The organism is Clostridium estertheticum (assembly GCF_018861295.1).
Classification (GTDB): Bacteria; Bacillota; Clostridia; order Clostridiales; family Clostridiaceae; genus Clostridium_AD; species Clostridium_AD estertheticum_D.
The window spans coordinates 86,867-113,689 of record NZ_JAHLDM010000017.1 but is presented as its reverse complement, the minus strand read 5'-3'; the positions used below and the strand labels follow the sequence as shown (position 1 = coordinate 113,689).

At 29.4% G+C, this 26,823-nt stretch carries 23 protein-coding genes and 1 pseudogene; 20 read left to right on the top strand and 4 right to left on the bottom strand.

All coding sequences use genetic code 11. The features are described from left to right. From KPL54_RS16560 to KPL54_RS16500, 13 genes and pseudogenes are all read left to right on the top strand, one after another. Positions 1-284: NAD(P)-dependent oxidoreductase (locus KPL54_RS16560; RefSeq protein ID WP_290444451.1), on the top strand; the 284-nt coding region annotated here is incomplete at its 5' end. Positions 285-447: 163 nt separating this feature from the next. Then, complete coding sequence (locus KPL54_RS16555) at positions 448-1,269, top strand: Cof-type HAD-IIB family hydrolase (protein WP_216107606.1); 822 nt, start codon at positions 448-450, stop codon at positions 1,267-1,269. Positions 1,270-1,431: 162 nt separating this feature from the next. After that, positions 1,432-2,019, top strand: a complete 588-nt coding sequence (locus tag KPL54_RS16550; protein ID WP_216107605.1) for an NUDIX hydrolase — start codon at positions 1,432-1,434, stop codon at positions 2,017-2,019. Positions 2,020-2,150: 131 nt separating this feature from the next. Beyond that, positions 2,151-3,191: a 2-hydroxyacid dehydrogenase gene (locus KPL54_RS16545; RefSeq protein WP_216107604.1), complete on the top strand. Its 1,041-nt coding sequence runs from the start codon at positions 2,151-2,153 to the stop codon at positions 3,189-3,191. 338 nt (positions 3,192-3,529) lie between these two features. After that, positions 3,530-3,682, top strand: coding sequence for a hypothetical protein (locus tag KPL54_RS16540; RefSeq protein ID WP_216107603.1), 153 nt, complete (start codon positions 3,530-3,532; stop codon positions 3,680-3,682). A gap of 104 nt (positions 3,683-3,786) precedes the next feature. Continuing rightward, entirely contained in the window at positions 3,787-4,884 is a 1,098-nt protein-coding gene (locus KPL54_RS26745; RefSeq protein ID WP_309245397.1) for a phospholipase D-like domain-containing protein, read from the top strand. Positions 4,885-5,027: 143 nt separating this feature from the next. After that, positions 5,028-5,234 (top strand): annotated as a pseudogene (locus KPL54_RS16530) (DUF255 domain-containing protein); the annotation flags it as partial. Positions 5,235-5,663: 429 nt separating this feature from the next. Continuing rightward, the gene (locus KPL54_RS16525; protein ID WP_216107602.1) at positions 5,664-6,368 is read left to right on the top strand and encodes a response regulator transcription factor; all 705 of its coding nucleotides are present in this window, start codon (positions 5,664-5,666) and stop codon (positions 6,366-6,368) included. Next, entirely contained in the window at positions 6,343-8,496 is a 2,154-nt protein-coding gene (locus tag KPL54_RS16520) for a sensor histidine kinase (RefSeq protein WP_216107601.1), read from the top strand. The genes KPL54_RS16525 and KPL54_RS16520 overlap by 26 nt, the downstream gene beginning before the upstream one ends. A gap of 481 nt (positions 8,497-8,977) precedes the next feature. Then, positions 8,978-9,460, top strand: a complete 483-nt coding sequence (locus KPL54_RS26565; protein WP_216107600.1) for a DEAD/DEAH box helicase family protein — start codon at positions 8,978-8,980, stop codon at positions 9,458-9,460. A gap of 129 nt (positions 9,461-9,589) precedes the next feature. Then, positions 9,590-11,653 (top strand): thioredoxin domain-containing protein, encoded by a 2,064-nt coding sequence (locus KPL54_RS16510; protein ID WP_253203505.1) that lies wholly within the window; start codon positions 9,590-9,592, stop codon positions 11,651-11,653. Positions 11,654-12,189: 536 nt separating this feature from the next. Next, entirely contained in the window at positions 12,190-13,899 is a 1,710-nt protein-coding gene (gene argS, locus KPL54_RS16505) for an arginine--tRNA ligase (RefSeq protein ID WP_216107599.1), read from the top strand. 210 nt (positions 13,900-14,109) lie between these two features. Further along, positions 14,110-14,814 (top strand): ribonuclease H-like domain-containing protein, encoded by a 705-nt coding sequence (locus KPL54_RS16500; protein ID WP_216107598.1) that lies wholly within the window; start codon positions 14,110-14,112, stop codon positions 14,812-14,814. A 56-nt stretch (positions 14,815-14,870) separates the two neighbouring features. Here the strand turns inward: KPL54_RS16500 and KPL54_RS26125 are convergent, their stop codons facing one another. The 3 genes from KPL54_RS26125 to KPL54_RS16485 are packed head-to-tail and all read right to left on the bottom strand — an operon-like array spanning position 14,871 to position 17,073. Beyond that, entirely contained in the window at positions 14,871-15,023 is a 153-nt protein-coding gene (locus tag KPL54_RS26125; protein ID WP_216107597.1) for a FeoB-associated Cys-rich membrane protein, read from the bottom strand. Positions 15,024-15,050: 27 nt separating this feature from the next. Next, the gene (gene feoB, locus KPL54_RS16490) at positions 15,051-16,814 is read right to left on the bottom strand and encodes a ferrous iron transport protein B (protein ID WP_216107596.1); all 1,764 of its coding nucleotides are present in this window, start codon (positions 16,812-16,814) and stop codon (positions 15,051-15,053) included. Positions 16,815-16,848: 34 nt separating this feature from the next. Next, complete coding sequence (locus KPL54_RS16485; RefSeq protein WP_071615015.1) at positions 16,849-17,073, bottom strand: FeoA family protein; 225 nt, start codon at positions 17,071-17,073, stop codon at positions 16,849-16,851. Between the two features lie 217 nt (positions 17,074-17,290). Here KPL54_RS16485 and KPL54_RS16480 point away from each other — a divergent pair, with 217 nt between their 5' ends. The 6 genes from KPL54_RS16480 to KPL54_RS16455 all read left to right on the top strand — a co-directional run bounded on the left by KPL54_RS16480 (position 17,291) and on the right by KPL54_RS16455 (position 22,802). Further along, the gene (locus KPL54_RS16480) at positions 17,291-17,989 is read left to right on the top strand and encodes a ribonuclease H-like domain-containing protein (RefSeq protein ID WP_216107595.1); all 699 of its coding nucleotides are present in this window, start codon (positions 17,291-17,293) and stop codon (positions 17,987-17,989) included. Between the two features lie 168 nt (positions 17,990-18,157). Then, entirely contained in the window at positions 18,158-19,798 is a 1,641-nt protein-coding gene (gene ade, locus KPL54_RS16475) for an adenine deaminase (protein WP_216107594.1), read from the top strand. A gap of 164 nt (positions 19,799-19,962) precedes the next feature. After that, positions 19,963-20,382, top strand: a complete 420-nt coding sequence (locus KPL54_RS26560; protein WP_216107593.1) for a type II secretion system protein — start codon at positions 19,963-19,965, stop codon at positions 20,380-20,382. A gap of 122 nt (positions 20,383-20,504) precedes the next feature. Continuing rightward, positions 20,505-21,056, top strand: a complete 552-nt coding sequence (locus KPL54_RS16465; RefSeq protein ID WP_216107592.1) for a transposase — start codon at positions 20,505-20,507, stop codon at positions 21,054-21,056. 201 nt (positions 21,057-21,257) lie between these two features. Continuing rightward, complete coding sequence (locus tag KPL54_RS16460; RefSeq protein WP_216107591.1) at positions 21,258-22,040, top strand: prepilin peptidase; 783 nt, start codon at positions 21,258-21,260, stop codon at positions 22,038-22,040. Between the two features lie 129 nt (positions 22,041-22,169). Then, complete coding sequence (locus KPL54_RS16455) at positions 22,170-22,802, top strand: hypothetical protein (protein ID WP_216107590.1); 633 nt, start codon at positions 22,170-22,172, stop codon at positions 22,800-22,802. A gap of 95 nt (positions 22,803-22,897) precedes the next feature. On the opposite strand, the gene KPL54_RS16450 is transcribed toward KPL54_RS16455, so the two are convergent. Further along, complete coding sequence (locus KPL54_RS16450) at positions 22,898-24,127, bottom strand: 6-phosphofructokinase (protein ID WP_216107589.1); 1,230 nt, start codon at positions 24,125-24,127, stop codon at positions 22,898-22,900. A 214-nt stretch (positions 24,128-24,341) separates the two neighbouring features. Between KPL54_RS16450 and KPL54_RS16445 the strand changes: the two genes are divergently transcribed. Continuing rightward, complete coding sequence (locus KPL54_RS16445) at positions 24,342-26,705, top strand: VIT and vWA domain-containing protein (protein ID WP_216107588.1); 2,364 nt, start codon at positions 24,342-24,344, stop codon at positions 26,703-26,705. Positions 26,706-26,823 lie beyond the last annotated feature (118 nt).

Below are 26,823 nucleotides of genomic sequence, written 5' to 3'. Positions count from 1 at the left end.
TGAAATCTACTGCGTATTTAATAAATACTGCACGTGCTGGTATAGTTGATACAGATGCTCTTATTAATGCTTTACAAACAAAATCTATTGGCGGTGCAGCTATCGATGTATTTGATGAAGAACCATTACCATCTGATAGCCCATTCTTAAAATTAGATAATATTACACTTACATCACACTTAGCAGGTACTTCATGTGATACTATGCGTAATTCCGTTGAAATAGGTTTTGATGATATCAAACAATATTTGCAAGGTTTACAAATGCAAAATGTACGTAACTAGGGATTAAATAACTTATTCTTTTTTTTAAAAAGAGATAATTAAATGTGGAAGGTGATGAATTTATTTAAAGTTTATCACCTTTCAATACTTATATATATTAAATAAAATCACCATAAAATAAGTTCAGAAAATATTAATATACAAATATATGAGGGGTGGTAATATGAATTATAAATTAGTAGTTGCTGATATGGATGGTACTTTTTTAAATAGTAAACACGAAATTTCCAATGAAAATCTAAAAATTGTACAAGAATTAAAAAAAAGAGGGATTTTATTCTCTATAGCTACTGGAAGATTGGATACAATGATTAAAGCGTATTTGAGAGAAATAGAAAATAACACCCCGGTAATTTGTTGTAATGGCGCTTTACTTAGAAATGCTATTAAAGGTGAATTCTATAATTCACACATTATAAAAAGAGATGATTTCTTGAAAATTGTAGATCTCTGCAAAAAAAACGAACTTATATTTGATGTATTTTGTGAATATACAGTTTATAGTGAAAGTATAAAAGGCAGAGCAAGATATTATTTAAAGTATAATGAGAGCCTTTGTGAAGAAGAAAAGGTATCTATAAAAATCGTTGATAATATATATACTGACTTAAATGAGAAAGTATTTAAGATTTTAATTGAAAATGATAATCCTGAACTTCTTGGACAGATTGAGGAAGAATTAAATGAAATTTCTGGAATAGAGGCATATAAATCAACCTCAAAATTGCTGGATATTATGGCTGAAGGAGTAACTAAGGGCAATGCATTAAAAGATTTAGCAACAATATTGAAAATAAAGAGGGAAGAAATCATTGCCATAGGTGATAATCATAATGATATAAGTATGCTTGAATATGCAGGGTATGCTATTGCAATGGGAAATGCAGAGCAGGCGGTAAAAGATGTAGCAGATTTAGTAACAACTTCAAATGATGAAGATGGTGTTGCCAAAGCATTAAGAGAAGTGTTTAATATAAATAGCTGAATACAGCGTCGATAGGCAATGCATTCATTACTTCATTTTTGATTAAAAATTTACTTGCTATGAAGTATGGAAGGAGGCCTCAATATAATCTAAGAAGTTACTTCTGAGTCTTATAGATATAGATACTTGTTCATAAAATAAAATATGATAGGATATGACATAATGAGTATAAAAAATATTAAAATACTAGCAGATACAAAATATTTAAAACTCTACGATGCAGAATATATTAACAAAAATGGCGAATGCAAAAATTGGTCCATAGCTTCTAGAAAAAATATAGATACATTAAAAAATATCTATTTTAATAAAGCAGAGTGCGATATAGATGCCGTTATAATAATAGCAACTCACACAGCTGAAGATAAATTAGTAGTTATAAAGCAATTTAGGATCCCTCTTAATGATTATGTTTATGAAATTCCTGCTGGGCTTATTGATCCCGGTGAAGATTTTAAAACTACTGCCGGACGGGAACTGAAAGAAGAAACTGGACTTGATTTGATTGAAATTGATTATTCTAAGACAAAATCACAGATGTATATTTCAACAGGTATGACAGATGAATCTGCAGCATTAGTATATTGTACTTGTCAGGGGGAAATATCAAAAGATTATTTAGAATCAGATGAGGATATTGAAGTTATATTATTATCCAAGAAAGAAGCCAAACTTTTAATTAATTCTAACGAAAAGATAGATATTAAAGCTTTTCTTTCAATTCAAAACTTTATAGTTAATCAGACCTAAATATAATAAAGAAGATTACAAAAATGTAAGATGTTATTTTGAAAACAAAAGTTCCTATTCTATATTGCTGAAAAAGTAACTTTTGCCTATTAATTGCAAAAAAAATTATAAAGAGAGGAGAATGAATTATTATGAAAAATACAAAAATTTTACTTGTATCTGATGGCGGTGTTACTTCTGATTTAATGAAAAAAATGTTTATACTTGATAAATATGGTGCTGAAGTTACTATGATAGAAGACAAAGATATGTATGCTATGGGTGATATAACTGACCGTATGCTTCAACTTGAGAAAGGTGGGGTAGACGCTGTACCCACGTGCAAACCTTTACTAAATGCTTGTATGGATAAAGATATTATAGTAGTACATGGTTCTTATATAAATAAAGAAATTATTAATGCCTCTAAGAATTTAAAGGTTGTCGCTGTATTACGTGACAGTTATGAAAATGCTGATATAGAAGCATTAACAAAACGTGAAATTAAACTAATAAATGCACAATGGCGTAGTGCTTATGCTGTTGCTGATTTCACTGTTGGTATGATGATTGCTGCAAATAAGAATATCGCGCATAGCTACAAGTTAATTTGTGAAGGGAAATGGTGCAAAAAATATGTAAACCAAGAATATATCCATGATATGCGTACATGCACTGTAGGTATCATTGGATTTGGTTATATTGGACGCCAGGTTGTTCAAAGATTAAGTGGTTTTGGTTCTAAGATTATTGTATATGATCCATTTATGAGTCCTCGGGATATCGCCAAAGCTGGATATAAACCTGTAACATTTGAAGAACTATTAGCACAATCTGATTTTGTAACAGTACACATGCGTCTTACAGAAGAGACTAATAAATTCATTGGTGAAAAAGAATTTTCTCAAATGAAAACTACTGCATACTTTATAAATACTTCACGTGCTGGTATAGTTGATACAAATGCTCTTATTCACGCTTTACAAAGGAAATCTATAGGTGGTGCTGCTATCGATGTCTTCGATGAAGAACCATTGCCATCTGATAGCCCATTAATTAAATTAGATAATGTTACACTTACATCACATTTAGCTGGTATATCATGTGATACTATGCTTAATTCTGTTGAAATAGTTCTTGATGATCTCAAAAAATATATGCATGAGTTACCAATGCAAAATATACGTAACTAATAGTTTAAAATATATTGTAGATGAGAATAAAATATTAAAATTTTTATAAGAATGCAACAAAGAGAAATTAAAATTAAGGAAGTAATTGATTGTCCAAATAAAGACATAGATATTGAAAATGAAATAGGAAAAATTTTAACAGCTAATTAAGGTGAAATATTCACTGCGATTAGCTGTTTTAAGTTTTTTAAGCTTTTATAATTTCATCCTAGAAATATGTAAATTTATACAATGAAAATTTTATATATTAATATAATTATCCTAATAATACATAATGCTATAAATAGGATATAATTTTAGATGAGATACAAATTTTAAAAGTTAAGGTTGAAATTTGTATGGATAATGAATATAAAGCTATAGTTGAGATAAAGAATGATATATCAATTCAAAAGGATAAGCTTAGTGAAGTAAGTAATAGTAGTTTGCCTCAAGAAAAAGTAGAATTATATGCCATCATGTTTCAGCTTTTAGCTTCGAACAGATATTAAAAAATGTAGTAGCTAAATATGTTTATGGATTAACAGCGACTCCAATAAGGAAGGATGGGCATCAACCTATAATATTTATGCAATGTGGTCCAATTAGATATAAAGTGAACGTGCTAAAGCAAACGGAGAAACTTCCTTTTGAGCACTATGTAATCCCAAGATTTACGTCTTTTAGGAAACCAGTTTTACAAGATGAAAAAGAATGGTCAATAACAAAAATTTATTTAGAAATAAGCACAAGTGAAATAAGAAATGCGATGATTATCCAAGACGTTATTAATTGTGTTAAAGAGGGAAGAAATCCAATAGTATTAACTGAAAGAACAGCACATGTTAAATTATTATCGAATGCTTTAAAAGAAAAAATAGATAATGTTATTACATTAACTGGAGGAATGTCAAAAAAGGAAAAGAAATCTCAAATTGAGAAGCTCTTAAGCGTACTGAAAGAATGTAGTATGGTAATAGTTGCTACAGGTAAATTTATAGGGGAGGGATTTGATGAACCGAGATTAGATACTCTTTTTTTAGCTATGCCTGTATTGTGGAAGGGAACGCTGCAACAATACGCTGGTAGGCTTAATAGATTATATGAAAACAAAAATGAGGTTCAAATTTATGATTATATAGATGTTCATGTTAGTGTATTAGAAAGAATGTATCAAAAGAGATTAAGTGGTTATGCTCAAATAGGTTATTCTGCTAAGATCGATAGTACACCTTTGGAGAAAATAAATTCAATATATAATAATGATAATTTTTTAACCGTATTTAGTAACGATATTTTGTTAGCAAAAAATGAGGTTGTTATAGTGAGTCAATTTCTTTTAATTAAAACGAAATATTTTAATATCATAGAACTTTTGGCTAATGTTCCGAAAAATGGAATTACTGTTAATATATTTACTTCAGCGGAAACTGATGTTAGAGAAAATGAAGAAGCTGATTTAAAGGATACATATGATTATTTAAGAACAACTGGAATAAATATAATTTTGAAATCCAATATACATCAAAAATTTATTATAATTGATCAAAAAACAGTTTGGTATGGAAATATTAATTTTTTAAGTTACAAAAGTGAAGATGAAAATATCATGAGACTTACAAGCTTAAATATTGCAAATGAGTTAATGGATACTATTGAGGATAAAACAGCTAATCAAAAATTGGGAACTGTGGTGCAACAAAAATTATTTTAGAGTACAAAAGTTAGTTAATTAGAAAATCTATATGTAATATTTTTTTATGAATTTTATATATTTACTGTTTATATTTAGGGACTTAAAGTAATTACATTGGGTATAATATTGTTAATATATATTTGATAGGAGTTGTTGTAGCTATGACTGAACCTCAAACTATTAAGCAAAACAGGAAATCTAATAAATTAATCAATGAAAAGTCTCCATACCTCCTGCAACATGCATATAACCCAGTAAACTGGAACCCATGGGGTGAAGAAGCCTTTGCTCTAGTGAAAGCTGAAGATAAACCAATCTTCCTTTCAATCGGCTATTCTACTTGTCATTGGTGTCATGTTCATAAAAGATATTACGCATTAATTCCATGTTTTAATAATTCAAATATAAAAAAGCATACAAAGAGTATTGGTACAATAAACATTATTTATAATAGTAAAATTACTGATTTTTAAGAAGTCTTGAAATGCCAGAAGGTAATTCAGGTCTTTTTTAATACTCTGATTCTCCTAATTAAAGTTTTGAATGATAAAAAAACTTTGAAGAAGAAGTGAAAAAACTAGAATTACTTAGGGGTCTGACCAATGTGAATGTTTAGAAAATCTTTAGAATTAACATAACATTATCTTTAGAGGTTAAGAGTATTATAAAGTCATGAGTCGAAGGGGATGATGAAAATATGATTATAAAGTGAAAAAGTAGATATATAGAATCTAATTAATACATTTTATATTTGATATTGTATAATTAGATCATTATGGTAGAAAGAGGTATGCGAAATGGATATATATAATATTTTAGTTGTGGAAGATGAGAGAGATATAGCAATTGGGATACAAGATTACTTAACAAATCAAGGGTACAAGGTTTTTATAGCCTTAAATGGCATAGAGGGTTTAGAAATATTAGAAAATGAGAAAGTACATCTAGCAATTGTGGATGTGATGATGCCTAAGATGAATGGAATAGCATTTACAATGAAACTTAGAGAAAACCATGAATTTCCAGTAATAATGTTATCAGCAAAATCTGAAGAGGTAGATAAGATAATGGGATTAAATATTGGAGCAGATGACTATGTAACAAAACCATTTAGGCCTCTTGAACTTTTAGCAAGGGTAAATTCGCAGTTAAGAAGATATAGCAGATTCTTAAATATGGTGAAAAATAATAGTGTAGTGGATCATGTTTTTGTGATAGGGGGATTAGAACTGAATATAGAGACAAGGGAAGTAACTGTAGATGGAAATTTTATAAAAACCACCCCTAGTGAGTTTAAGATTCTTAACTTACTTATGAAAAGCCCAGGAAGGGTTTTTTCAGCAGAAGAAATATATGAAAGAGTTTGGAATGAACATGCTATAAACACAGATACAATAATGGTTCATGTAAGAAATATCAGGTCAAAAATAGAGATAAATTCGAAAAACCCAAAATATTTAAAGGTGGTGTGGGGAGTTGGATATAAAATCGAAAAGCAGTAATGCAAAATATATTATAAATGCTATTATTTTGCTAGTATTAATAATAGTTTCTGTAGGTATGTATTCTTCATATCCTAAAATAGAAAAAGAAGCAAAAAAATATGAGTATAATATTTTCGAAAAAAGTGGATTTTTAAATGATATAAGCAATAGCAATTATAGCATATATTTTGATATTTTAAAAAATAAAGGAAATAGTAAGATAGAACCATGGGATATTATTTTAAATCTAGACAAAAATTATGATTATGCACAAGAAAATATGGAAGAGAATAAAAGTGGATTTAATCAAAAGATGATTGATGATAAGAAAAATCTGGATAAATATTTTGGGAACTTAGAATATTATGCTATAAAGAAAGATACCAAATTAATTGAAGAGAGAAATCAAGGTGGAATAAAAGTCCTATTGAATGACAAAATGGATGGTTCTGTTATTGAAGATTTTAATAAAAAATATAGCTTTTATATTGTTATTGACTATGACACTAATGGAGAAAGTACTATTAAAAAAATCTATGGAGCTGATAGGACTGTAGTAACTTCAGCATTTAGAAATAGTAGTCCTAGGCACTTCGGTAATTTAGAAATGAAAGCCATCAAAAACATGAGTTACGTTTATGCTGTTCCAAGAGAATTAAAATATAGTGATTCAATAGTTAATTATAAAAATATGAATGAAATTAATTCCTACAGAGAAGTAGCACTATTATTTATAGGAATAGCCTTGCTTCTTATATTAATGCTTTCGCTCATAACACCATATAAGATATCAAAGGAGTTAATTGGTTTCAAAAAAATTGCAAAAATTCCTATGGAGATAATAAGTTTAATAATTTTTATTACACTTATATTTATGTGTAATGATTCATGTTTTCAAATGATAAAAAGTACAATAAAAGGAGACTTAATTAAATTTTCACATATATATGTTAACACGCAAATTAACACTACTTTAATAAGTGCAATAAATATTATTTATTGGGTACTAGGGTTTGCAGTAATATTTATTGGTGTTACTATTATAAAATATATTTTTAAAATTGGAATTAAGCAATATGTAATGGAGAATTCGTTGATATATAAAATTTTAAGAGGTATTTTTAGAGTTAACAAAAGGTTATATGGTTATATAAGAAATATAGACTTAAAAGAAAAGAATACTAAGAAACTCGTTATAATTTTAGGAGTGAATTTTTTAATATTATCAATAATGAGTTGTATTTGGTTTTTGGGGATAATAGTAGCCATAATATATACTGTAGTATTATTTCAAGTAATAAGAAAAAATTATAATGATATTAGCAATAAATATAGTAAGCTTTTTGAAGCTACAAATAAAATAGCAGAGGGTAACTTGGAGGTAACTATTGAAGAAAATTTAGGAGTGTTTAATGATTTTAAAAAAGAAATTGAAAGTATACAAAAGGGATTTAAAAAGGCAGTTAAGGAGGAAGTAAAGAGTCAAAGAATGAAGACGGAGCTTATTACTAATGTATCTCATGATTTAAAAACTCCTTTAACAACTATTATTACTTATGTGGATTTATTAAAGAATGAAAATCTTACAGTGGAGAAACGTAAGGGCTATTTAGATACAATAGATAGAAAATCGCAAAGATTACAGGTGTTAATTGAGGATTTATTTGAAGTAAGTAAGGCTACCAGTGGAAATATAAGTTTAAATGTGGTTGATGTGGATGTTGTGGACTTAATGAAACAAACATTATTGGAACTAGATGATAAAATATCAGAGGCTTCGCTAATAGTAAAAACAAGGTATCCAGAGGGCAAGGTAATATTACAGTTGGATAGCCAGCGCATGTTTAGAGTGTTCGAAAACCTTATAATTAATATAACAAAATATGCTATGCAAGGTTCTAGAGTATATATTGATATTGTTTCTATAGAAGATAAGGTTGAAATAACATTAAAAAATATGACTGCAAGTGAAATAGATTTTGATGTGAATGACATAGTGGAAAGATTCATAAGAGGTGACAAAGAAAGAAATACAGAAGGCTCAGGCTTGGGACTAGCTATAGCTAAAAGTTTTGTAGAACTCCAAGGTGGACAATTAAATGTAAATGTGGATGGAGATTTATTTAAAATTATAGTTACCTTTTAGTAGAGATTTTTTATACTTATAAATACTATAAAAGCACTTAAATTTGAAAATGTAAAATCTGCAAGAATTGAATTAGGGAGAACTGGATATAGTCCAATTTAAAATTATACTTTTGATTTATAAAAATATACTTACTATAAATAAAAGGCTATTGGAGATTCTAATAGCCTTTTACAAATTGCAGACTTTGACGGAGATATAATTATAATTAAAGGTGAGTTCGCTAATAGTTATAAACTTAGAAAATTAATCTTTTAGTCATTGCTCAACGTTATAAAGGCATAGAGATTGAAAATAAAACAGAAAAAAATTTAACCGCTAATTAAGGTAATGTATCCAGCAGTGACACTTTAATATGTAAATAACGAAATTATAATATCTTATGGAAATAAAAATAAAAGTATTTTAGAATTACTATATAATTCAAATAAAATAATTTTGATAGATATATAATAATAGTTTCTCTAGGAGGAATAAGAATATGGATTATAATGAGCTTTATAATAAATACTTGAAGCTATTTGAGGAAAATCACATATTGAAAATAGAAAATGCGGATTCTAGAAAACGATTAGAATTACAAATAAAATGTATGGATAATAAATATAAAGCTATAGTTGAGATAAAGGATGATACATCAATTCAAAAGGATGAGGGAGTATTGTCCGCTACTACTGCTTTTGGAAAAACTGTTATTGGATCGAAATTAATAGCTGAAAGGAAAGTAAACACACTTATAATTGTACATACACAGCAGTTGTTAGAACAATGGAAGGAAAAGTTAAAACAGTTTTTAATTATAAATGAAGTTTTATCTATATATGATACTAAAAAAAGAGGAAGAAAAAAGAATACAATTGGAATAAATATAATTTTGAAATCCAATATACATCAAAATCTTATTATAATTGATCAAAAAACAGTTTGGTATGGAAATATTAATTTTTTAAGTTACAAAAGTTAGTTAATAAGAAAATTTATATGTAATATTTTTTCATAAATTTTATATACTTACTGTTTATATTTAGGGACTTAAATTAGTTACCTTGGGTATAATATTGTTAATACATATTTGATAGGAGTTGTTGTAGTTATGACTGAATCTGAAACTATTAAGCAAAACAGAAAACCTAATGAATTAATTAATGAAAAATCTCCATACCTTCTACAACATGCATATAACCCAGTGAAATGGAACCCCTGGGGTGAAGAAGCCTTTGCTCTAGCGAAAGCTGAAGATAAACCAATCTTCCTTTCAATCGGCTATTCCACTTGTCATTGGTGTCATGTTATGGAAAAAGAATCTTTTGAAAATGAAGAAGTAGCAGCAATACTAAATAGATATTTTATAGCGATAAAGGTTGATCGTGAAGAACGTCCAGATGTAGACAGTATTTATATGTCGGTATGTCAGTCCCTCACCGGTAGTGGTGGATGGCCCCTAACAATTTTTATGACCTCAGATAAAAAACCATTTTATGCAGGTACCTATTTTCCAAGGGAAAGCATGCGTGGAATGCCAGGGATAAAAGATGTATTAATTTCTATTGCAGAGCAGTGGAATGAAAATAAAGAGAATATTATAGAATCTAGTAAAAAAATAGTGGAGCATATAAAAAGCATTGATGAATTCGTTAAAACTGGAGAACTGGGTGAAGCTGAAATACATAATGCGTATAGTAGCTTTGCAAGTATTTTTGATGATAAGTATGGTGGATTTGGAAGATCTCCAAAATTTCCAGCTCCTCACAATTTACAATTTTTACTGAGATATTGGAAAAATTACAATGAGACTAAGGCATTAGAAATAGTAGAAACAACTTTGGAAGCAATGTACGCAGGTGGAATTTTTGATCATATTGGTTTTGGATTTTCAAGGTATTCAACAGATCAGAAATGGTTAGTGCCTCACTTTGAAAAAATGTTATATGATAATGCACTTTTAGCGCAGGTGTATATTGAAGCGTTTGAGGCTACAGGTAAAAAATTCTATAAAGATGTAGCAGATAAAATATTTACTTATATATTAAGGGATATGACTTCAACGGAGGGGGCTTTTTACAGCGCTGAAGATGCAGATAGTGAAGGCATCGAGGGTAAATATTATTTGTTAACGCATGAGGAGATAGCTTTAGTTTTAGGTGAAGAGAGTTATAAAATCTATTGCAAGCAATATGATATTACTACGAAAGGTAATTTTGAGGGGCGAAATATTCCAAACCTTATTGGAAAACAAAATAGTGTTAATATCGATGAAAAAGTAAATATAAAATTAGAAGAAATGAGGGAGAAACTGTTTGAATATAGAGAGGAGAGAATTCATCCTTATAAGGATGATAAAATATTAACTTCATGGAATGGACTTATGATTGCAGCTCTTGCCTATGGTGGAAGAGTTTTTAAAAATACAAGTTATATAAATGCAGCAGAAAAGGCTATGAATTTCATATTAAGTAAGATGATTAATGATAAAGGAAGGTTAATGGCTAGATATAGAGATGGTGATGTTGCCCATTTAGGTTATTTAGACGACTATGCTTTTACGGTTCATGCTTTAATTGAATTATATGAGGTTACTTTTAATGCAGTATATTTAACCAAGGCCATAGAACTTAATGAAAATATGATTAAACTGTTTAAAGATGAAAATCAGGGTGGATTGTATCTATATGGTGTTGATGGAGAAGAACTAATCTCAAGACCTAAAGATATATATGATGGTGCAATGCCATCTGGAAATTCTGTAGCTACCTTAAACATGTTAAGACTTGCTAGATTAACTGCTAATAGTAAATTAGAAGATGAGGCCGCTTTACAATTTAAAGTCTTTGCATCAAAGGTTAAAACTATAGAAAGTGCTCATGCTTATTTTATGACAGCATTATTATATAGTGCGGTACCAGGAAAGGATATTATAATTGCTGGAGATGAGAGTGCAGTCGGAACTAAAGCTATGATTAGAGAGATTAATAGCACTTATCTTCCTTTTGCTACAGTAGTATTAAACACTGGCGATAAAAGGCTAAATTCTATTAATTCAGAGTTGGATTCGCATAAATCTTTGCTGGGGAAAACTACTGCTTATATTTGTGAAAATTATACATGCAGGGAACCTATTACTGATCTACAAAAATTTTCTGAGTCTATCAATGGATAAAATATTTAGAGAGAATTAGTAACTATTAATTGCCTATAAAAAATTTAAAAAAAATTGACAAATATGTACTCTTAGGAATATAATAAAGTTTAGTATCGAGTGAATTTATAATTACTAAATTCTGTGAAGAGGACAGTACTTTCTTATTAATCTTAAAGCGAGTAAGGACATAGTGTAAGCCTTATAAGGTATAAGAAGTTAAATAGATAGATATTTAACAAAATTAATGATACATTAATTTTAGGAAAAGAACCTTGGAGAAGCTGCCTGAACTAGTTAAAAGTAACAATTTTTGACTCTTATAGGGTAAGTCGCTAATTGGCGTTAAAATATTGAGTGGACTTTATAGTCAATCAGAGTGGTACCGCGGAAATATAACCCGTCTCTTTATTTAGAGATGGGTTTTTTGTTATATTACAATATACATGAGTTTCCAAATTAGTGATAATAATTATTATAAGGCGAAATGCATAATAGGATGGGATAACGGTTAATAATTGTTATCTACCCTAGAGCAAAACAGGAGGGAAATTTTTATGGATTATAAAAAAATAGTTGCGCAGAGAATTAAACAATTGGTGGAGCTCGACATAGAAACAATAGAAAGTTTAATTGAAATACCACCAAAACCTGAAATGGGTGAGTTCGCTTTCCCATGTTTTCAATTGTCGAAAGTTATGAGAAAAGCACCGAATATGATAGCTAAGGATTTAAAAGAAAAAATAGAAAAAGACGGTTTTGAGAAAATAGAGTGTTTTGGTCCTTATTTAAATTTTTTCCTAGATAAAGGAGTATTTATTAAAAATACAGTAGAAAAAATATTAGATGAGGGAGATAATTATGGTTCATCTAAAATAGGTGAAGGTAAGAATATAGTAGTAGAATATTCATCGCCGAATATTGCAAAGCCATTTCATGTAGGACATTTATTCACTACAGTTATTGGGAACTCATTGTATAAAATACTATCGTTTGAAGGATATAATTGTACTGGAATTAATCATCTTGGAGATTGGGGAACTCAATTTGGTAAGCTTATTTATGCTTATAAGAACTGGGTAGATGAGAGCGCTTTAGCAAAAGAACCTATTAATGAATTACTAAGAATTTATGTTAAATTCCATGAGGAAGCGGATATTGATCCAACTCTTAATGATCAGGCAAAAATATACTTCAAAAAATTAGAGGATGGTTGCGACGAGGAAGTTGAACTTTGGACTAAATTTCGCGATTTAAGTCTTGTAGAGTTTAAAAAACTTTATGAAATATTAAATGTTAAATTTGATTCTTATGCTGGTGAAAGTTTCTATTGTGATAAGATGGATGACATTATTAAGGATATAGATGCAAAGGGACTACTAGTTGAGAGTAATGGAGCTAAAGTTGTAATGCTTGATGATTACAATATTCCACCATGTATAATTAAAAAATCAGATGGAGCTACAATTTATGCAACTCGTGATTTAGCAGCAGCGACGTATAGAAAGAAGACTTACGACTTTTATAAAAATATTTATGTAGTTGGAAAAGATCAAGCTCTTCATTTCAAACAAGTATTTACTACCTTAAAGCTTATGGGAAATAAGTGGGCAGATGATTGTGTGCATGTACCTTTTGGTACAGTAAGATTTGCAGATAAAAAATTATCTACAAGAAAAGGTGATGTTATTTTCCTAGATGAGTTATTAAATCAAGCGGTGGCTAAAACCCTTGAAGTAATAAACGAGAAAAATCCTGAACTTGAAAATAAAGAGGATGTTGCTAAAAAAGTAGGAATAGGTGCTATTGTATTTACTTATTTAAAAAATCATAGAGAAAGAGATATTGTTTTCAATTGGGAAGAAATGCTTAGCTTTGATGGAGAAACAGGTCCTTATGTTCAATATACTTATGCAAGAGCAAAAAGTATATTAAGAAAAGTTGAAGAGACTAGCAAAAATAATGAAACTGATATAGAGCTAGATTACAATAAATTAAATTCTAAAGAAGAATTTGAACTTGTGAAGCAGTTAGAAGGTTTCCAAAAATCAATCCTTTTTGCTATTGATAAATTAGAACCATCTATGGTTACAAGATACGTAATTGATGTAGCCAAAGCTTTTAATAAATTTTACAATCAGTACAATATATCTAATTTGAAAGATGAATCTGATAAAAAAGCAAAAATTAAAATGGTAGAAGCTACTTGCCAAGTAATTAAGAATGCATTAGGCCTTATAGGTATAGAAGTAGTAGATAGAATGTAGGATTACACAACAGTTATTGAATTTTGCGTTATTGTAGTAGTTGCCTTATTGTGGCATTTGCAATAACGCTGTTTTTACTGTATTATTAGATTATAGAAAAATGTAAAACTTGTTTAGGATTACGTAGCAAATAAAAATATATTTGCTAAACAAATAAAAACACATTTGTTATAATGTATGCTTTTCTTTTTTTATAGATTAGGGGGAACTATGTTCATAAAAGAATATCAAATTAAGGTTGTTTTACCAGAGGAAATTTTCAGCAAATACAAGATGGATACTATTGCATATTTGGATATTGAAGCTACGGGTTTTGATCTAGAATATGACAAAATAGTACTAATATCTTTAGGGTATTACTTAAGCGAAGGTGAATTTAAAATTGTTCAATATTTCGCGGAGGCGCCTTGCGAAGAAGTGAATATTTTAAAAGAATTTACGAAAGCTATGGGTAAGTTTAAAAGGTGGTGTTCCTATAATGGTACAGCATTTGATGAACCTTTCATAATTAGGAAGATGTATAGATACAATTTCGGCTATAGATTACCAAGGGATCACATGGATTTGTATAAGTTTATAAGACCATTTCACAAAAGAATGGGGATTAAGAGCTGTAGTTTAAAAAGTGTGGAGCAGTTTATTGGTATCAAGAGAAAAGATGAAATTAACGGAGCAAAGTGGGTTGAATTGTATAATGAATACCTATTAAAACATGATGAAAAGCTGAAAAATATTCTTATGCTTCATAATTATGAAGATGTTGTAAATTTGCCTGAAATTTTCAAAGTAATTAACACTATTGACATTGATTTGGATCTTAAGAGAAAAGAAAAACTAGCTAAAAAACAAATGTCTCTTATGAAGAATAATATAAACACAAAGCAGTCACTAAAAACAGTGAGCAGTAGGTTATAAAAAAAAGTGGTATAGTACATTTATGTACTATACCACTTTTTCATTCGATTTTGTTATCATTTTTTATTAGATGGTTTTACTTCACAACTATGGTTACAGCCTTTACAGCCATTTCCACAGCCACAATCACCATGTGATTGTTTCTTTATATTAGTATATAAGATATATCCAGCTGCGATAACGATCACACCAACAATAATGAATTCCACGGCTACATCACCTCTTTATATTTTATATTACCTCATTATTATGCTTCCAACATTAAATATTATGAAAGAAACTACCCAAGCCAATGTTAATTGGTAACATACGGAAAAAATTGCCATTTTGTTTCCGTATTCTTTCTTCATAGTTGCAATTACTGATACACAAGGAGTGTATAATAATACAAAAACTAAGAAACTATAAGCAGATAGTGACGTAAAATGATTAGCTAAAGAATGTGTTAAATTACCACCATATATAACACCCATGGTACCTACAACTACTTCTTTAGCCATAAGACCGGTTAAAAGTGCTACTGAATTTTGCCATGAGGCAAATCCAAGAGGAATAAATATTGGATTTATAAATTTACCTATACTAGCTAAAAAACTAGAGTTTATATCAACCATACCTGTAGTGTTAAAGTTTGATAAAAACCATACTAATACGGAAATAGAAAAGATTATAGTACCAGCTTTCTTTAAGAAACCTTTACCTTTTGCCCAAGTATGTATTAATAAGCTTTTTAGTTCTGGTAATTGATATTCAGGTAATTCTATAATAAAAGGTTCTTCGTCTTTCCTGAATAGTGTGTTCTTAAATAAAATACCAATTCCAAAGGCTATACCAATTCCCATTAAGTATAATGAAAATACCATGAGGGTTTTACTACCTGGAAAAAACACTGATGCAAACAATGCATAAACTGGAAGTCTAGCATTACAAGACATAAGAGGTACTAAAAGTGCTGTTAATTTTCTATCTTTTTCACTTTCTAGAGTTCTAGCAGACATTATAGCAGGCACAGAACAACCGAAACCAACAATTAATGGAATAAAAGCTTTACCTGATAAACCCATTCTCCTCATTAATTTATCCATTATAAAGGCAGCTCTCGCCATGTAACCACTGTCTTCTAAAAATGAAATACCTAAGAATAATGCTAATATAACTGGCAAAAATACTATTACTGAACCTACTCCACCTATAACACCATCAATTAGTAGAGAAGAGAACCAAGCACTATTATTCGATAATATATTAGTTAAAAATGGTACAATAATATCATTAAGCAAGCTATCGAGTAAATCGGCCAAAGGTTGTCCAACCCAGTTAAAGGTAAACATAAAAATTATAAATAAACTTAGGAAAAATAAAGGATAAGCAAGAATTCTATTAAGCACGATTTTATCTATTTTTTGTGTAATAGAAACTTTATTATTTTTCTTTTTATTAGTGCAGGATTTTAGTAAAACTTCGATGTACGAATAAGTTTCTTTTTCATCTTTGAAGTCTAGATTGTTTGTGGTGTTACTAACATAATTCCCTTTAAGAAGACAATTTTTAACATCTGGAATTCCTTTTCCTTTTGAAGCAACTATTGGTATTATCTTTACCCCTAGTTTTTTCTCTAGTAGGTTATAATTAATATCCAAACCATTAGCAATTGCTACATCAATCATGTTTAATACTAAAATTATTGGTTTGTTAAACTTCTTTAGTTGAGTTGTAAGATATAAATTTCTATCAAGGCTCGATGCATCAACAATATTTATAATTACATCTACGTTACCACTTTGTAAAAATTCCTTGGAAACTTTTTCTTCATTTGAATAAGTATCCATGGCATAAATACCAGGTAAGTCGACGATTTTAATCTTATCTTCTATGAAGCCTTCTTTTTTTTCTACTGTTACTCCAGCCCAATTCCCTACATATTGGTTAGAACCTGTAAGTGCATTAAATAGAGTCGTTTTACCAACATTAGGATTACCTAATAAAGCGGCAGTAATCATTCAAATCCTCCTCTGGGTATCTTGGATATAATATTTACGATTTTAGTATAGATATATTTTTAGCGTCATTCTTTCTAATGGCTATATTAAAACCACGTAAATTAATAATTATAGGATCTCCTAAAGGTGCAGTAGCAATTAATTTAACTTCGGTACCTTCAATGAAGCCTAATGCGAGTAATCTTTTAGCAAACTTGTCGTCCCCGCAAACCGATTGAATTAGTGCTTTATCTCCTGGCTTTAAATCATAAATGCTTATAACAATCACTCCTTAATGAAAACTATTCTCACTAATATATTAACATGGTTATATATTAGTGTCAATAAAGAACAATAATAAAATTTATTAAATGTATAAAATGCTTTTATAAAATAGTTAAAATGTGATAACATGTAAGTAGAGCAGAGTTTTAAATTAGACATGTGCAAATTTACGGTTTTGCTTCTTATAAAACTTAGTAGAAAAGAGTGATATTGTGATTACAAAACTTAATAGTATTAAGGTAGGAGATATTTCAGTAGAAGGTTCTCTTACCATGGACGGAAATAAACAACTCTTTAAAGATGCATTGTTTTTTGATTTAGAGCATTACATTTATAAAAAGCCTATATGTATTGGAGTATTTGGGTGCTGCTTTTATGATGAGATAACAAATGAGATAAAGGTTACGCAGTACATGGCAGAAAATAAAAAAGATGCTATAGAAATATTATCTTTAGCTAAAAATTATTTTGAAGAAATGAAGACTAAGTACAATAAAAAATACATTGTTACGTTTTCAGGAAACAATGATTTTACAGTTATAAACTATCTATTAAAAGCTTATAAAATAGACTTTTTATTAGAGGGTTATTTTGGGGAAATAGATTTACAAAAATGTTTTGAAAAGGCAGAGGGAACTTGCATTGGTCTTAAAGCTCTAGAAAAAATATTTGAGATTGATCGTGAAAGTGAAGTAATAAGTGGTTCTAATTTAGCAAAAACTTTTAGTAAGATAGTTAAGGATAATGATTATATCAATAGAATGCCTCCTGAGAAAAAAGAAAAAATACTATTATATAATCAACAGGATGTTGTAAGCTTATTCTATATATATGTAGATTGGTATAATAGAGTAGGGTTAAAAACCCAGGAAGATGAAACACAGTCTAACTGTGATGAAGCACAGCAATAGCTGTGTTTTTTATTTTCGCAATTAAATAACAAGTATAAATTTACCCTACGTTCATTTAATCGAATTCTAAACAATAAAAATATGTCTAGAGTGGTAATAAGGAATACTGTAACCACTTTCGTAATAATTTATATAAAGGGATTAGTAAGATATAGAGGGAGGAAGCATATGGAGCAAGTTAAGAAAAATATTGATGTTGCGATGGGAAGAATAAAGGCAGATTTGGTACTGAAAAATGCAAGGTTTATTAATGTATTTACTGAAGAGGTAGATAGGGGGGACATTGCGATTGTTGCGGGTATTATTATAGGGATTGGTCAGTATTCAGGGAGTCTTGAAATTGATTGTTCAGACTTATATGTGGCTCCAGGTTTCATTGATGCACATGTCCATATAGAGTCCTCTATGATTATGCCAAAACAGTTTGGAGAGGTAGTAATTAAAAAAGGTATAACTACAATAATAGCAGATCCTCATGAAATAGCTAATGTGGAAGGGATAAATGGTGTTAAAACAATGATTGAAAGCAGTAAAGAAGCGCCAATAGATATATTTTTTATGTTACCATCTTGTGTTCCGGTCACAAAATTTGAGGATAGTGGGTGCGTATTTAACGCCGAAGATTTAGAAGAGTTAATTGATAATAAATGCGTGATTGGCCTGGGTGAAATAATGGATGTTCCAGCAGTTGTAAATAAGGATGATAAATTACTAAAAAAAATGGATATGGCAAAGAATAAACATATTGATGGTCATTGTCCTAATATATCATCTAATGAGTTAAATGCATGTATCGGCTGTGGCATAAAAACAGATCATGAGTGCAATAATGCAAAAGATGCATTACTAAAAGTTAGTAGGGGAATGTACGTTATGTTAAGAGAAGGGTCGGCTGCAAAAAATCTAAAGGCTGTACTTCCAGCAGTTAACAATCGTAATTACGGAAGATTTTTATACTGCAGTGATGATAGGCATATAGATGATTTACTAGAAAGAGGTTCTATAGATAATTGTATTAGGCTTTCTATAAAGCAGGGGTTTAATCCTATAAAGGCGTTTATAATGGCATCTTATAATGCAGCTAAGTGTTATAACTTATATGACAGAGGGGCTATAGCTCCAGGGTATAAAGCAGACCTTGTGATATTTGAGGAACTAAAGGGTTTGAATATATTAAAAGTTATAAAAAACGGTAAAGAATATAAAGAATTACCAGATAAAAAACGTTCAAAGTTAAATATAAAATCTTCAATGCATATGGAGTTCATTAAGAGTGAAGTTTTTAAAGTTGAAAGCAAAACGCCTACAGTAAATGTGATAAAATTAATACCACATTCAGTGCAAACTAAATTGGTGCAGAGAAAAATAGAAAATGAGTCTGGTTATATAAAGAGGATAATTGATAAAGATGTATTAAAAATAGCAGTATTTGAACGGCATAATAATACAGGTAAACAATTTACTTCATTTATAGAAGGTTTAGGTTTGAAAAATTGTTCTATAGCACAAACTATAGCTCATGACTCTCACAATGTAATAGTAGTTGGAGACAATGAAAAGGATATGGAGGTTGCAGTTAATACTCTTATTTCTATTGGTGGGGGTATAGTAATGGTTTCGGAAGGAAAAGTTATTGCTCAGTTAATTTTGCCAATAGGAGGAATAATGACTTTTGAGGCTCCCTATATGGTAGCAGAGAATTTGAAAAGGCTTAGTAGGATGGCCAAAGCTTTTGGAGTTAGGGCCGAATATGATCCTTTTATAAGTTTATCTTTTGTGACATTTCCTGTAATACCTGCAGTTAAATAATCACCTGTGGTGCTGTAATATTATCAAAATAGATAGTCTAATCCTTTAGGGAAAAGACTATTTTTTTATTACATAAGATTACAATTTTTTTGCTAATTAAATTGAATAGGAAGTACTCCTTCTTGGCAATAATTAGATAAAACGATCTAAGGAGGAGTATTTATATGTTAAGCATTTTAAATAGTAATTCTAAAAGTAGTAGGAAAAATATTAAAAAAAGGGGATTTACCCTGGTTGAGCTTATAATTGTAATCTCAATTATTGGAATTTTAGCGGTGATTGCAGTGCCTAAGTTTAGTGGGGTACTAAAGGACGCTAAGGTAAAGGCAGATATCGCTAGTGCAAAGGTTATTGCTGATGCCACATATGCTCTTATTGCTAAAGATGGTATAACTAAAGCAACTTATGCTACTTCTACTGCAGTAGGCAGTGAAATAACAGCATATATGCAAGTATCACCGGTTGTTAAGGCAGTTGCTAAGGGTACGTTTTCCGTAAAAATTGCAACTGATGATAATGTTGAGGTTTCAGTTGGAGATGCTCAGTTGTATCCTACACCTGCGACTGGATACGGGGATAAATAAACTTATAAAAATGTCCAAAGTTATTTTGACTTTGGATAAAGTTCCTCGCAATGGTGACTGTCACTTGTCGAAAGGTGCGAAAGGTGTGGTATTGCTACAGTGAATAAGGAGGTGGATAATAGATGACTAGAAAAAATAGAAAATGGTACCCAAATGTCATGATGCATATTACAACTAGAGGCAATAGAAGAAATAATTTATTTATGGATGAGGAGGATTATAAGGTATATTTAAGTACTTTAGAGTACGTATTGGAAAAAACCAGTGATCAGTTTGAAATAGTAAGTTATGTCTTAATGTCTAATCATGTGCATTTGCAAGTACAAACAAAAGAAATGCACATAAAATGTTTTATGGGAAGGTTAAATAATTTATATGCTAAATATTTTAATAATAAATATAATTATGTTGGACATCTTTTTCAAGAAAGATATGGATCGGAAATAATCTCTGATGATAAATATGTATTAGAAGCAAGTAGGTATATTCATCTAAATCCAGTGAGAGCAAATATGGTAAAGAAGCCAGAAGAATATAAATGGAGTAGCTATAGAATGTACATAAGTATTGTTCCTGAAAAAACAATAGAAACGCTTAGAATTCTATCATACTTTAAGAGTGAAAACAGAAGGCTATATTATAAAAAATTTGTTGAGAGTGCAATTAAAGGGTGACTGTCACTTGTCGAAAACTCTTGTCGAAAACTACGACTGCAACTGAATAATCTAAATGTCCAAAGTTATTATAACTTTGGACATTTAATTTTTTTAATGCTTTTATTTGCATATATATGGTAAAGTAATAATGGGAATAAATACAATAGAGTTAGAAACTTGTATTTAAATATAAAGTCCAAATTTAAGGGGGTTCCATCAATGGAAAGTATCATAGAAATATATATTTTTATATTAGGACTATTAATAGGAAGTTTCTTGAATGTATGTATATATAGGATACCAAGAGGAGAAAGTATATCATATCCACCTTCTCACTGCACGTCATGTGGAAATAAAATAAAGCCTTATGATCTAATACCAGTAATTAGTTGGATCTTTTTAAAAGGAAAATGTAGAAAATGTGGAGAGAAGATATCTATAAGATATGCACTGGTAGAAATTACGACAGCTGTACTTTTTATTTTAACTTATTTTCAATATGGATATAGTATTTACCTTGCAAAATATTTAATACTTATACCATTTTTAATTGTTATAGCTATGATAGATTACGATACTATGGAGGTTTATGCCACGACTACATGGCTTGCAATAGCTGTAGGTATTATTTTGCTAGGAGTGAATTTATATTTGGGAGAGCCAGTAATTGACTATATATATGGAGGGTTACTGGGCGCAGGTATCATAACTTTTATTATTTTAATGTCAAAACTTATTTTAGGAACTGAGGGCATGGGTTGGGGAGATGTAGAAATTTGTGGGCTTTGTGGACTGTTTTTAGGATTTAAGCTAACGTTTGTTATGATATTTTTTTCTTTTATAATTGGAGGAGTAATTGGTGTTTATTTATTGAAGGTTAAGAAGAAAAATGGTAGATCTGAAATGGCATTTGGTCCAGCTATTATAATGGCTACTTTGTTTATGATAATTTGGGGAGATAAAATTTTAAATTGGTACTTAGGTACATTTTATAAATATTAACATAAAAACTTTTAGAATCGCTCAAATAGTTAAAGTAATTGATAGGTTACCCTGAATGTCTATATTGGCTAATTTAATTATAAGTTGTATAATAAGACATAACAGAATTAGTTATGAAGGGTTGATAAAATGCACAATATATTGCACAGAATTAAAACTAAGCTTAAGAGAAGATATATTAAGCCAAAGCGGAGTGATTATCTTCAAAAGATTTATGAACGAAATCCTACTACAGGAAATTACGTTATACAGGTAGGGATAGATAAGTATACTGATATATTTAATGACTGGGATAATGCCCCATTTAGAAAAAGAGATATGGATCCGGATTTAGTGATTTTTCTTGAAAATTGTTTTGAAGAAATTCCGGAAAAATACGGAGTAGATATATGTTTTTATTTACCAAAAGGTGAAAAAGACATAAACCGAGAAGAATCGTTAATTGCAGGAATTAAAACTTACTACTCCTTTTATTTACATCAAGAAATTAAAATACTAAAAAATAATTATCATAAGATATTTAAGTATGTACTCATAGCCCTTAGCCTATTAGGTGTATCTGTTTTTTTAGGTTCAAGTGGTGATAAAAATATAATACTTGGAACCATACAACAAGGATTTAACATAGGTGGATGGGTATTTTTATGGGAAGTTATTTCAATGGTGTTTTTTCCTGGACGTGAAGTTAGTTCTGAAATTAGTAAATACCAAAGATTTTTAAACTCATTAATTTATTTCAAATATGGTAATGAGAATCCATAACCATAATATATAACAAAACTCTATGAAAATATTTCATAGAGTTTTGTTATATATTAATACAGTATAAAAGAATTATTATTTAATTCTATTTTTATCTATAATTTAAAGGCTTCATCTAAAAATGTGTATTTTGGAAGACCATTTTCTATTGCTATTTTGGGTTCGCCCATAATTAATGGAAGTGTGTACTCATAAGCAGCGCGAGTTACATTGTTACCTTCTTCGTTTATCCATTCCTTAGGGAAGTATTTAATTTTATTTGCAACTTTTGAAGTTTCAAGTGCAAAAGTTTCTGAAGTATAAGGGGCATTTGAAAGCCTCTTTATACCTATCATGTTTCCGCTAATTCCGTGAATAGAGTACTGCGCTGCAGCTTTTCCTACCTTAAAGGCTTCATCTATATCTGTTTGAGAAGCGCAGTGCATAGAGCAACGTTGAAGTGTGGAAAGTTCTAAAACTCTAACTTTCTCTGCAGTATTAGTGTTTAAAATTAAATTCTTTAGGAAGCCACATACTCCACCTAACTGAGTATGTCCAAACTTATCATGACTGGTACCTTCCGCTTCACCTATAAATTTACCTTCTTTAGTTCGGATTCCTTCAGAAACTACCACAAAAACATGATTTTTTTGAGTGAGTTTTTTAGCTACATCTTCTATAAATTTATCAGGACTAAAAGCTACTTCGGGTAAATATATTAAATCTGCAACTGAATTACCGTTAATAGTTGCTATGCAAGCACTAGCTGCAAGCCAACCAGTATCGCGTCCCATGGTCTCAAGTATGAAGACTCCTTTTGGAGAGTATACATTGGCATCTAGGAAGTTCTCAAGAACTGATGTAGCAATTAATTTAGCTGCACTTCCAAAACCTGGTGTATGGTCCATAATTGGTAGGTCATTATCTATAGTTTTTGGTATGCCAATAAATTTTACATCTTTATTGTGCTTATGTGCATAAATACTAAATTTATGAACAGTATCTTGAGAATCGTTTCCACCTATATAAAAGAAAGTTTTAATTTCGTATTCTTCTAATATTTCAAAAATTTTTATATATTCTTCATTGTTTTCTTCAAATGATTTTAACTTATACCTACACGAACCAAGACCTGAAGAGGGGGTATACTTTAATCCTTTAACTTCATCGTAATTAATGTCAGATAGATTTACAATATGTTTGTTTAGAATACCTTGAATCCCATTTATTCCGGCATACACGTTATCATAATAATGAGAGCTAATGTTTGATTCAAGAATGCCTATAGCACTAGCATTAATTACAGATGTTGGACCACCTGATTGTGCAACTATACAATTTTTCATATAAGATTTCTCCTTTAAAAGTATTTAATTATAATAATAATTAACATATCCATTAATTATTATAAGGTAGATAAAAACAAATAACAAGAATATCATTTGAAAATAAAAATATTGCATAAATTCAAAGACTAATTATAATATTAATGATAAAATATATTTATGATATTTTTAAATTTCTGTTAAGTTTTTGTTATATAAAATCAGGAGGGATATAATGCCAATCAATAATATAAACCATAAAGAGGGACACAAGAATAACATAATTTTAAAAGAAGTTAATATAAAAGGAAATTTGTGTGGGGAATTCGCTGAGTATACTATTGACCATGTATATGAGAACAAAGGAAGCAATGATGTTGAAGCAATTTATACTTTCCCGGTTCCAGATGGAGCTGTTATATCAGGCTTTGAGGCAGTGCTCGGTGGCAGGACAATAAAGGGATTAATACAAGATAAAGAGGAAGCAAATAAAATATATGAAAATTTTAAAAATAATGATAATAATACTTTTTTGCTCGAGGAATTTAGAGATAATATAATTAGAATAGTTATTGGTAAGATAATCTCTAATGAAGTTGTTCAAATAAAAGTATCATATATAGAGGAACTTAGTTATGAAAATAGAAATTTGAAATTAATTATTCCGACGATAATAACTCCAATAAATCTTTCTAGAGAGAATGAATTACTTACTTGCGAAAATGGAATTATTAATAAAAATGATGATTACAAATTCACTTTAAGTTTATTAGTAGAATCTTTAACAAAGTTGGAATTCAAGTGTTCTTCTCATAAATTAAAGGTTGAATATGAAGAAAATAATTTATATAAAGTGACACTCGCTGGAAAAAATCAAAGAATGGATAAAGATTTAGAAATAATACTCGAAGAGCAAGAGAAGGTAGAAACTACAGGAATGATATATGATTATCCGAGAGAGGATAAAGGAATTTTATATTTAAGATTTATTCCAGAGATTGAAATAGATCAAATAACCTCAGGAGAGAATTATATTTTTCTTTTAGATATATCAGAATCAATGGGTGGAGACAAGTTAACAGAGGGCAAAAATGCTCTTCAGCTATGTTTAAGAAATTTAGCAGTAGGAGATACATTTAATATTGTTGCTTTTGGAGATAAACTTCATTATTTTTCTGAAGAAGTAAAGGTTGAATTTAATGAAGAAAATTTAAGTGATGCTAGTAAATGGATTAAAGAACTTTTCGCTGAAAATGATGCAGCTATTTTTGATGCAATAAAATATGCTCTCCTTAATAAAGATGATAAAGAGGAAAATATAATATTTTTATTTACAGACGATGTAGTTTACAATGAAAAAGAAATATTGGATTTTGTAGAAGATAATATTAAAGAAAGTCGAATATTTCCTTTTGGGATAAATACTTCTGTAAACAGCTATTTTATTAACAAATTAGCTAGAATTAGTTATGGCGCTGCAGAAGTTATAAATCCTGATGAGCGAATTGAAGATATAGTACTTAAACAATTTAATAGAATTAAAAATCCGATAGTTACTGATATTGAAATAGATTGGGGTAAAATGAAGGTTGAAACAACATTCCCAAGAACTATTGAATACATGTATGATAAGGAACCATTTTCTATTTTTGCGAAGGTTAATGGAGATGTGGGCGGAGTTGTAATATTAAAAGGAAAAGTAGGGAAAAATAGAATTCAGAGAGTAATTTTTTTGAATGATTTAGAACTTGAGGAGAATGTTAATCTAATTGAAAAAATGTGGTACAAAAAACGAATAGAATCCCTTCAACATAGAGTTAAATATGAACGAGGAGAGCTTCAAGAAGCAATGAATAATAAGATTGTTGAAATCTCTAAAAAGGTCGGTATAATATGCAAAGAAACCGCGTTTATTCTTTATGAGGAAATGGAAGATCCAATAGTAGGCATAAGAATAAGAGAGATTTTACCTGTTAAAACTACGAAAAGATTGGAATCATTTTATGGTGATTTAGCTGAGGATTCTGAATCAACATCATTTTATTATAAAGATGTTTCAAAGCAAGAAGATGACCATGACAAATATAAAAACTATAATAGAAATGAGTTACTCAGACTTTTAGCTTCTGATCAGTTTGCTAGTGGTGCCTTTGGTATAAATGCTAAAGACACTTTAGCAAATAATATAAAATATACTATAAAGACAATATTAGCATTTATGATAGGCAGTGGAGACATAAAAATATATAAGAATCAATTAAATAAATCCTTAGAATTTTTAAATAAAACATTACAAAATATTGACATAAATTTAAATGATGAATTAAATTTAAAGAAACAAGATTATCTAAGTTTATTGTTAGTTTTCAAATTGTCTATAAAAAAAGATGTAGCAATGCCTTTCCACAAAGGAAATATTTCAAAGAAAATTCAAGAAATTGAAGAAAAATTTCAATATCAAAATGTTAATGTAGATGAGATTCAAAAAGAATTCGTTAACAGTTTAAAGTTAGAATTTGATGGATTAAATGCAGGATCTGATCAGTATAAGGATACACTTGATTTTATAATTAATACAACAATCTTAAAAACCATTTAAATATGAAAATCCTACATCTATATGTGGGATTTTTGTATTAGTTTCAACGACATTTCAGAAGGAAAGTTTCCCACTTTTATAAGCCGGAGTTACATACATTTACAAATAGAAAACTTCA

Bases quoted from the DNA above. Each gene is read 5' to 3' on its own strand.
- KPL54_RS16555 (WP_216107606.1), top strand. From the start codon at position 448: ATGAATTATAAATTAGTAGTTGCTGATATGGATGGTACTTTTTTAAAT.
- KPL54_RS16550 (WP_216107605.1), top strand. From the start codon at position 1,432: ATGAGTATAAAAAATATTAAAATACTAGCAGATACAAAATATTTAAAA.
- KPL54_RS16545 (WP_216107604.1), top strand. From the start codon at position 2,151: ATGAAAAATACAAAAATTTTACTTGTATCTGATGGCGGTGTTACTTCT.
- KPL54_RS16540 (WP_216107603.1), top strand. From the start codon at position 3,530: ATGGATAATGAATATAAAGCTATAGTTGAGATAAAGAATGATATATCA.
- KPL54_RS16525 (WP_216107602.1), top strand. From the start codon at position 5,664: ATGGATATATATAATATTTTAGTTGTGGAAGATGAGAGAGATATAGCA.
- KPL54_RS26565 (WP_216107600.1), top strand. From the start codon at position 8,978: ATGGATTATAATGAGCTTTATAATAAATACTTGAAGCTATTTGAGGAA.
- KPL54_RS16510 (WP_253203505.1), top strand. From the start codon at position 9,590: ATGACTGAATCTGAAACTATTAAGCAAAACAGAAAACCTAATGAATTA.
- argS (WP_216107599.1), top strand. From the start codon at position 12,190: ATGGATTATAAAAAAATAGTTGCGCAGAGAATTAAACAATTGGTGGAG.
- KPL54_RS16500 (WP_216107598.1), top strand. From the start codon at position 14,110: ATGTTCATAAAAGAATATCAAATTAAGGTTGTTTTACCAGAGGAAATT.
- feoB (WP_216107596.1), bottom strand. From the start codon at position 16,814: ATGATTACTGCCGCTTTATTAGGTAATCCTAATGTTGGTAAAACGACT.
- ade (WP_216107594.1), top strand. From the start codon at position 18,158: ATGGAGCAAGTTAAGAAAAATATTGATGTTGCGATGGGAAGAATAAAG.
- KPL54_RS26560 (WP_216107593.1), top strand. From the start codon at position 19,963: ATGTTAAGCATTTTAAATAGTAATTCTAAAAGTAGTAGGAAAAATATT.
- KPL54_RS16465 (WP_216107592.1), top strand. From the start codon at position 20,505: ATGACTAGAAAAAATAGAAAATGGTACCCAAATGTCATGATGCATATT.
- KPL54_RS16460 (WP_216107591.1), top strand. From the start codon at position 21,258: ATGGAAAGTATCATAGAAATATATATTTTTATATTAGGACTATTAATA.
- KPL54_RS16455 (WP_216107590.1), top strand. From the start codon at position 22,170: ATGCACAATATATTGCACAGAATTAAAACTAAGCTTAAGAGAAGATAT.
- KPL54_RS16450 (WP_216107589.1), bottom strand. From the start codon at position 24,127: ATGAAAAATTGTATAGTTGCACAATCAGGTGGTCCAACATCTGTAATT.
- KPL54_RS16445 (WP_216107588.1), top strand. From the start codon at position 24,342: ATGCCAATCAATAATATAAACCATAAAGAGGGACACAAGAATAACATA.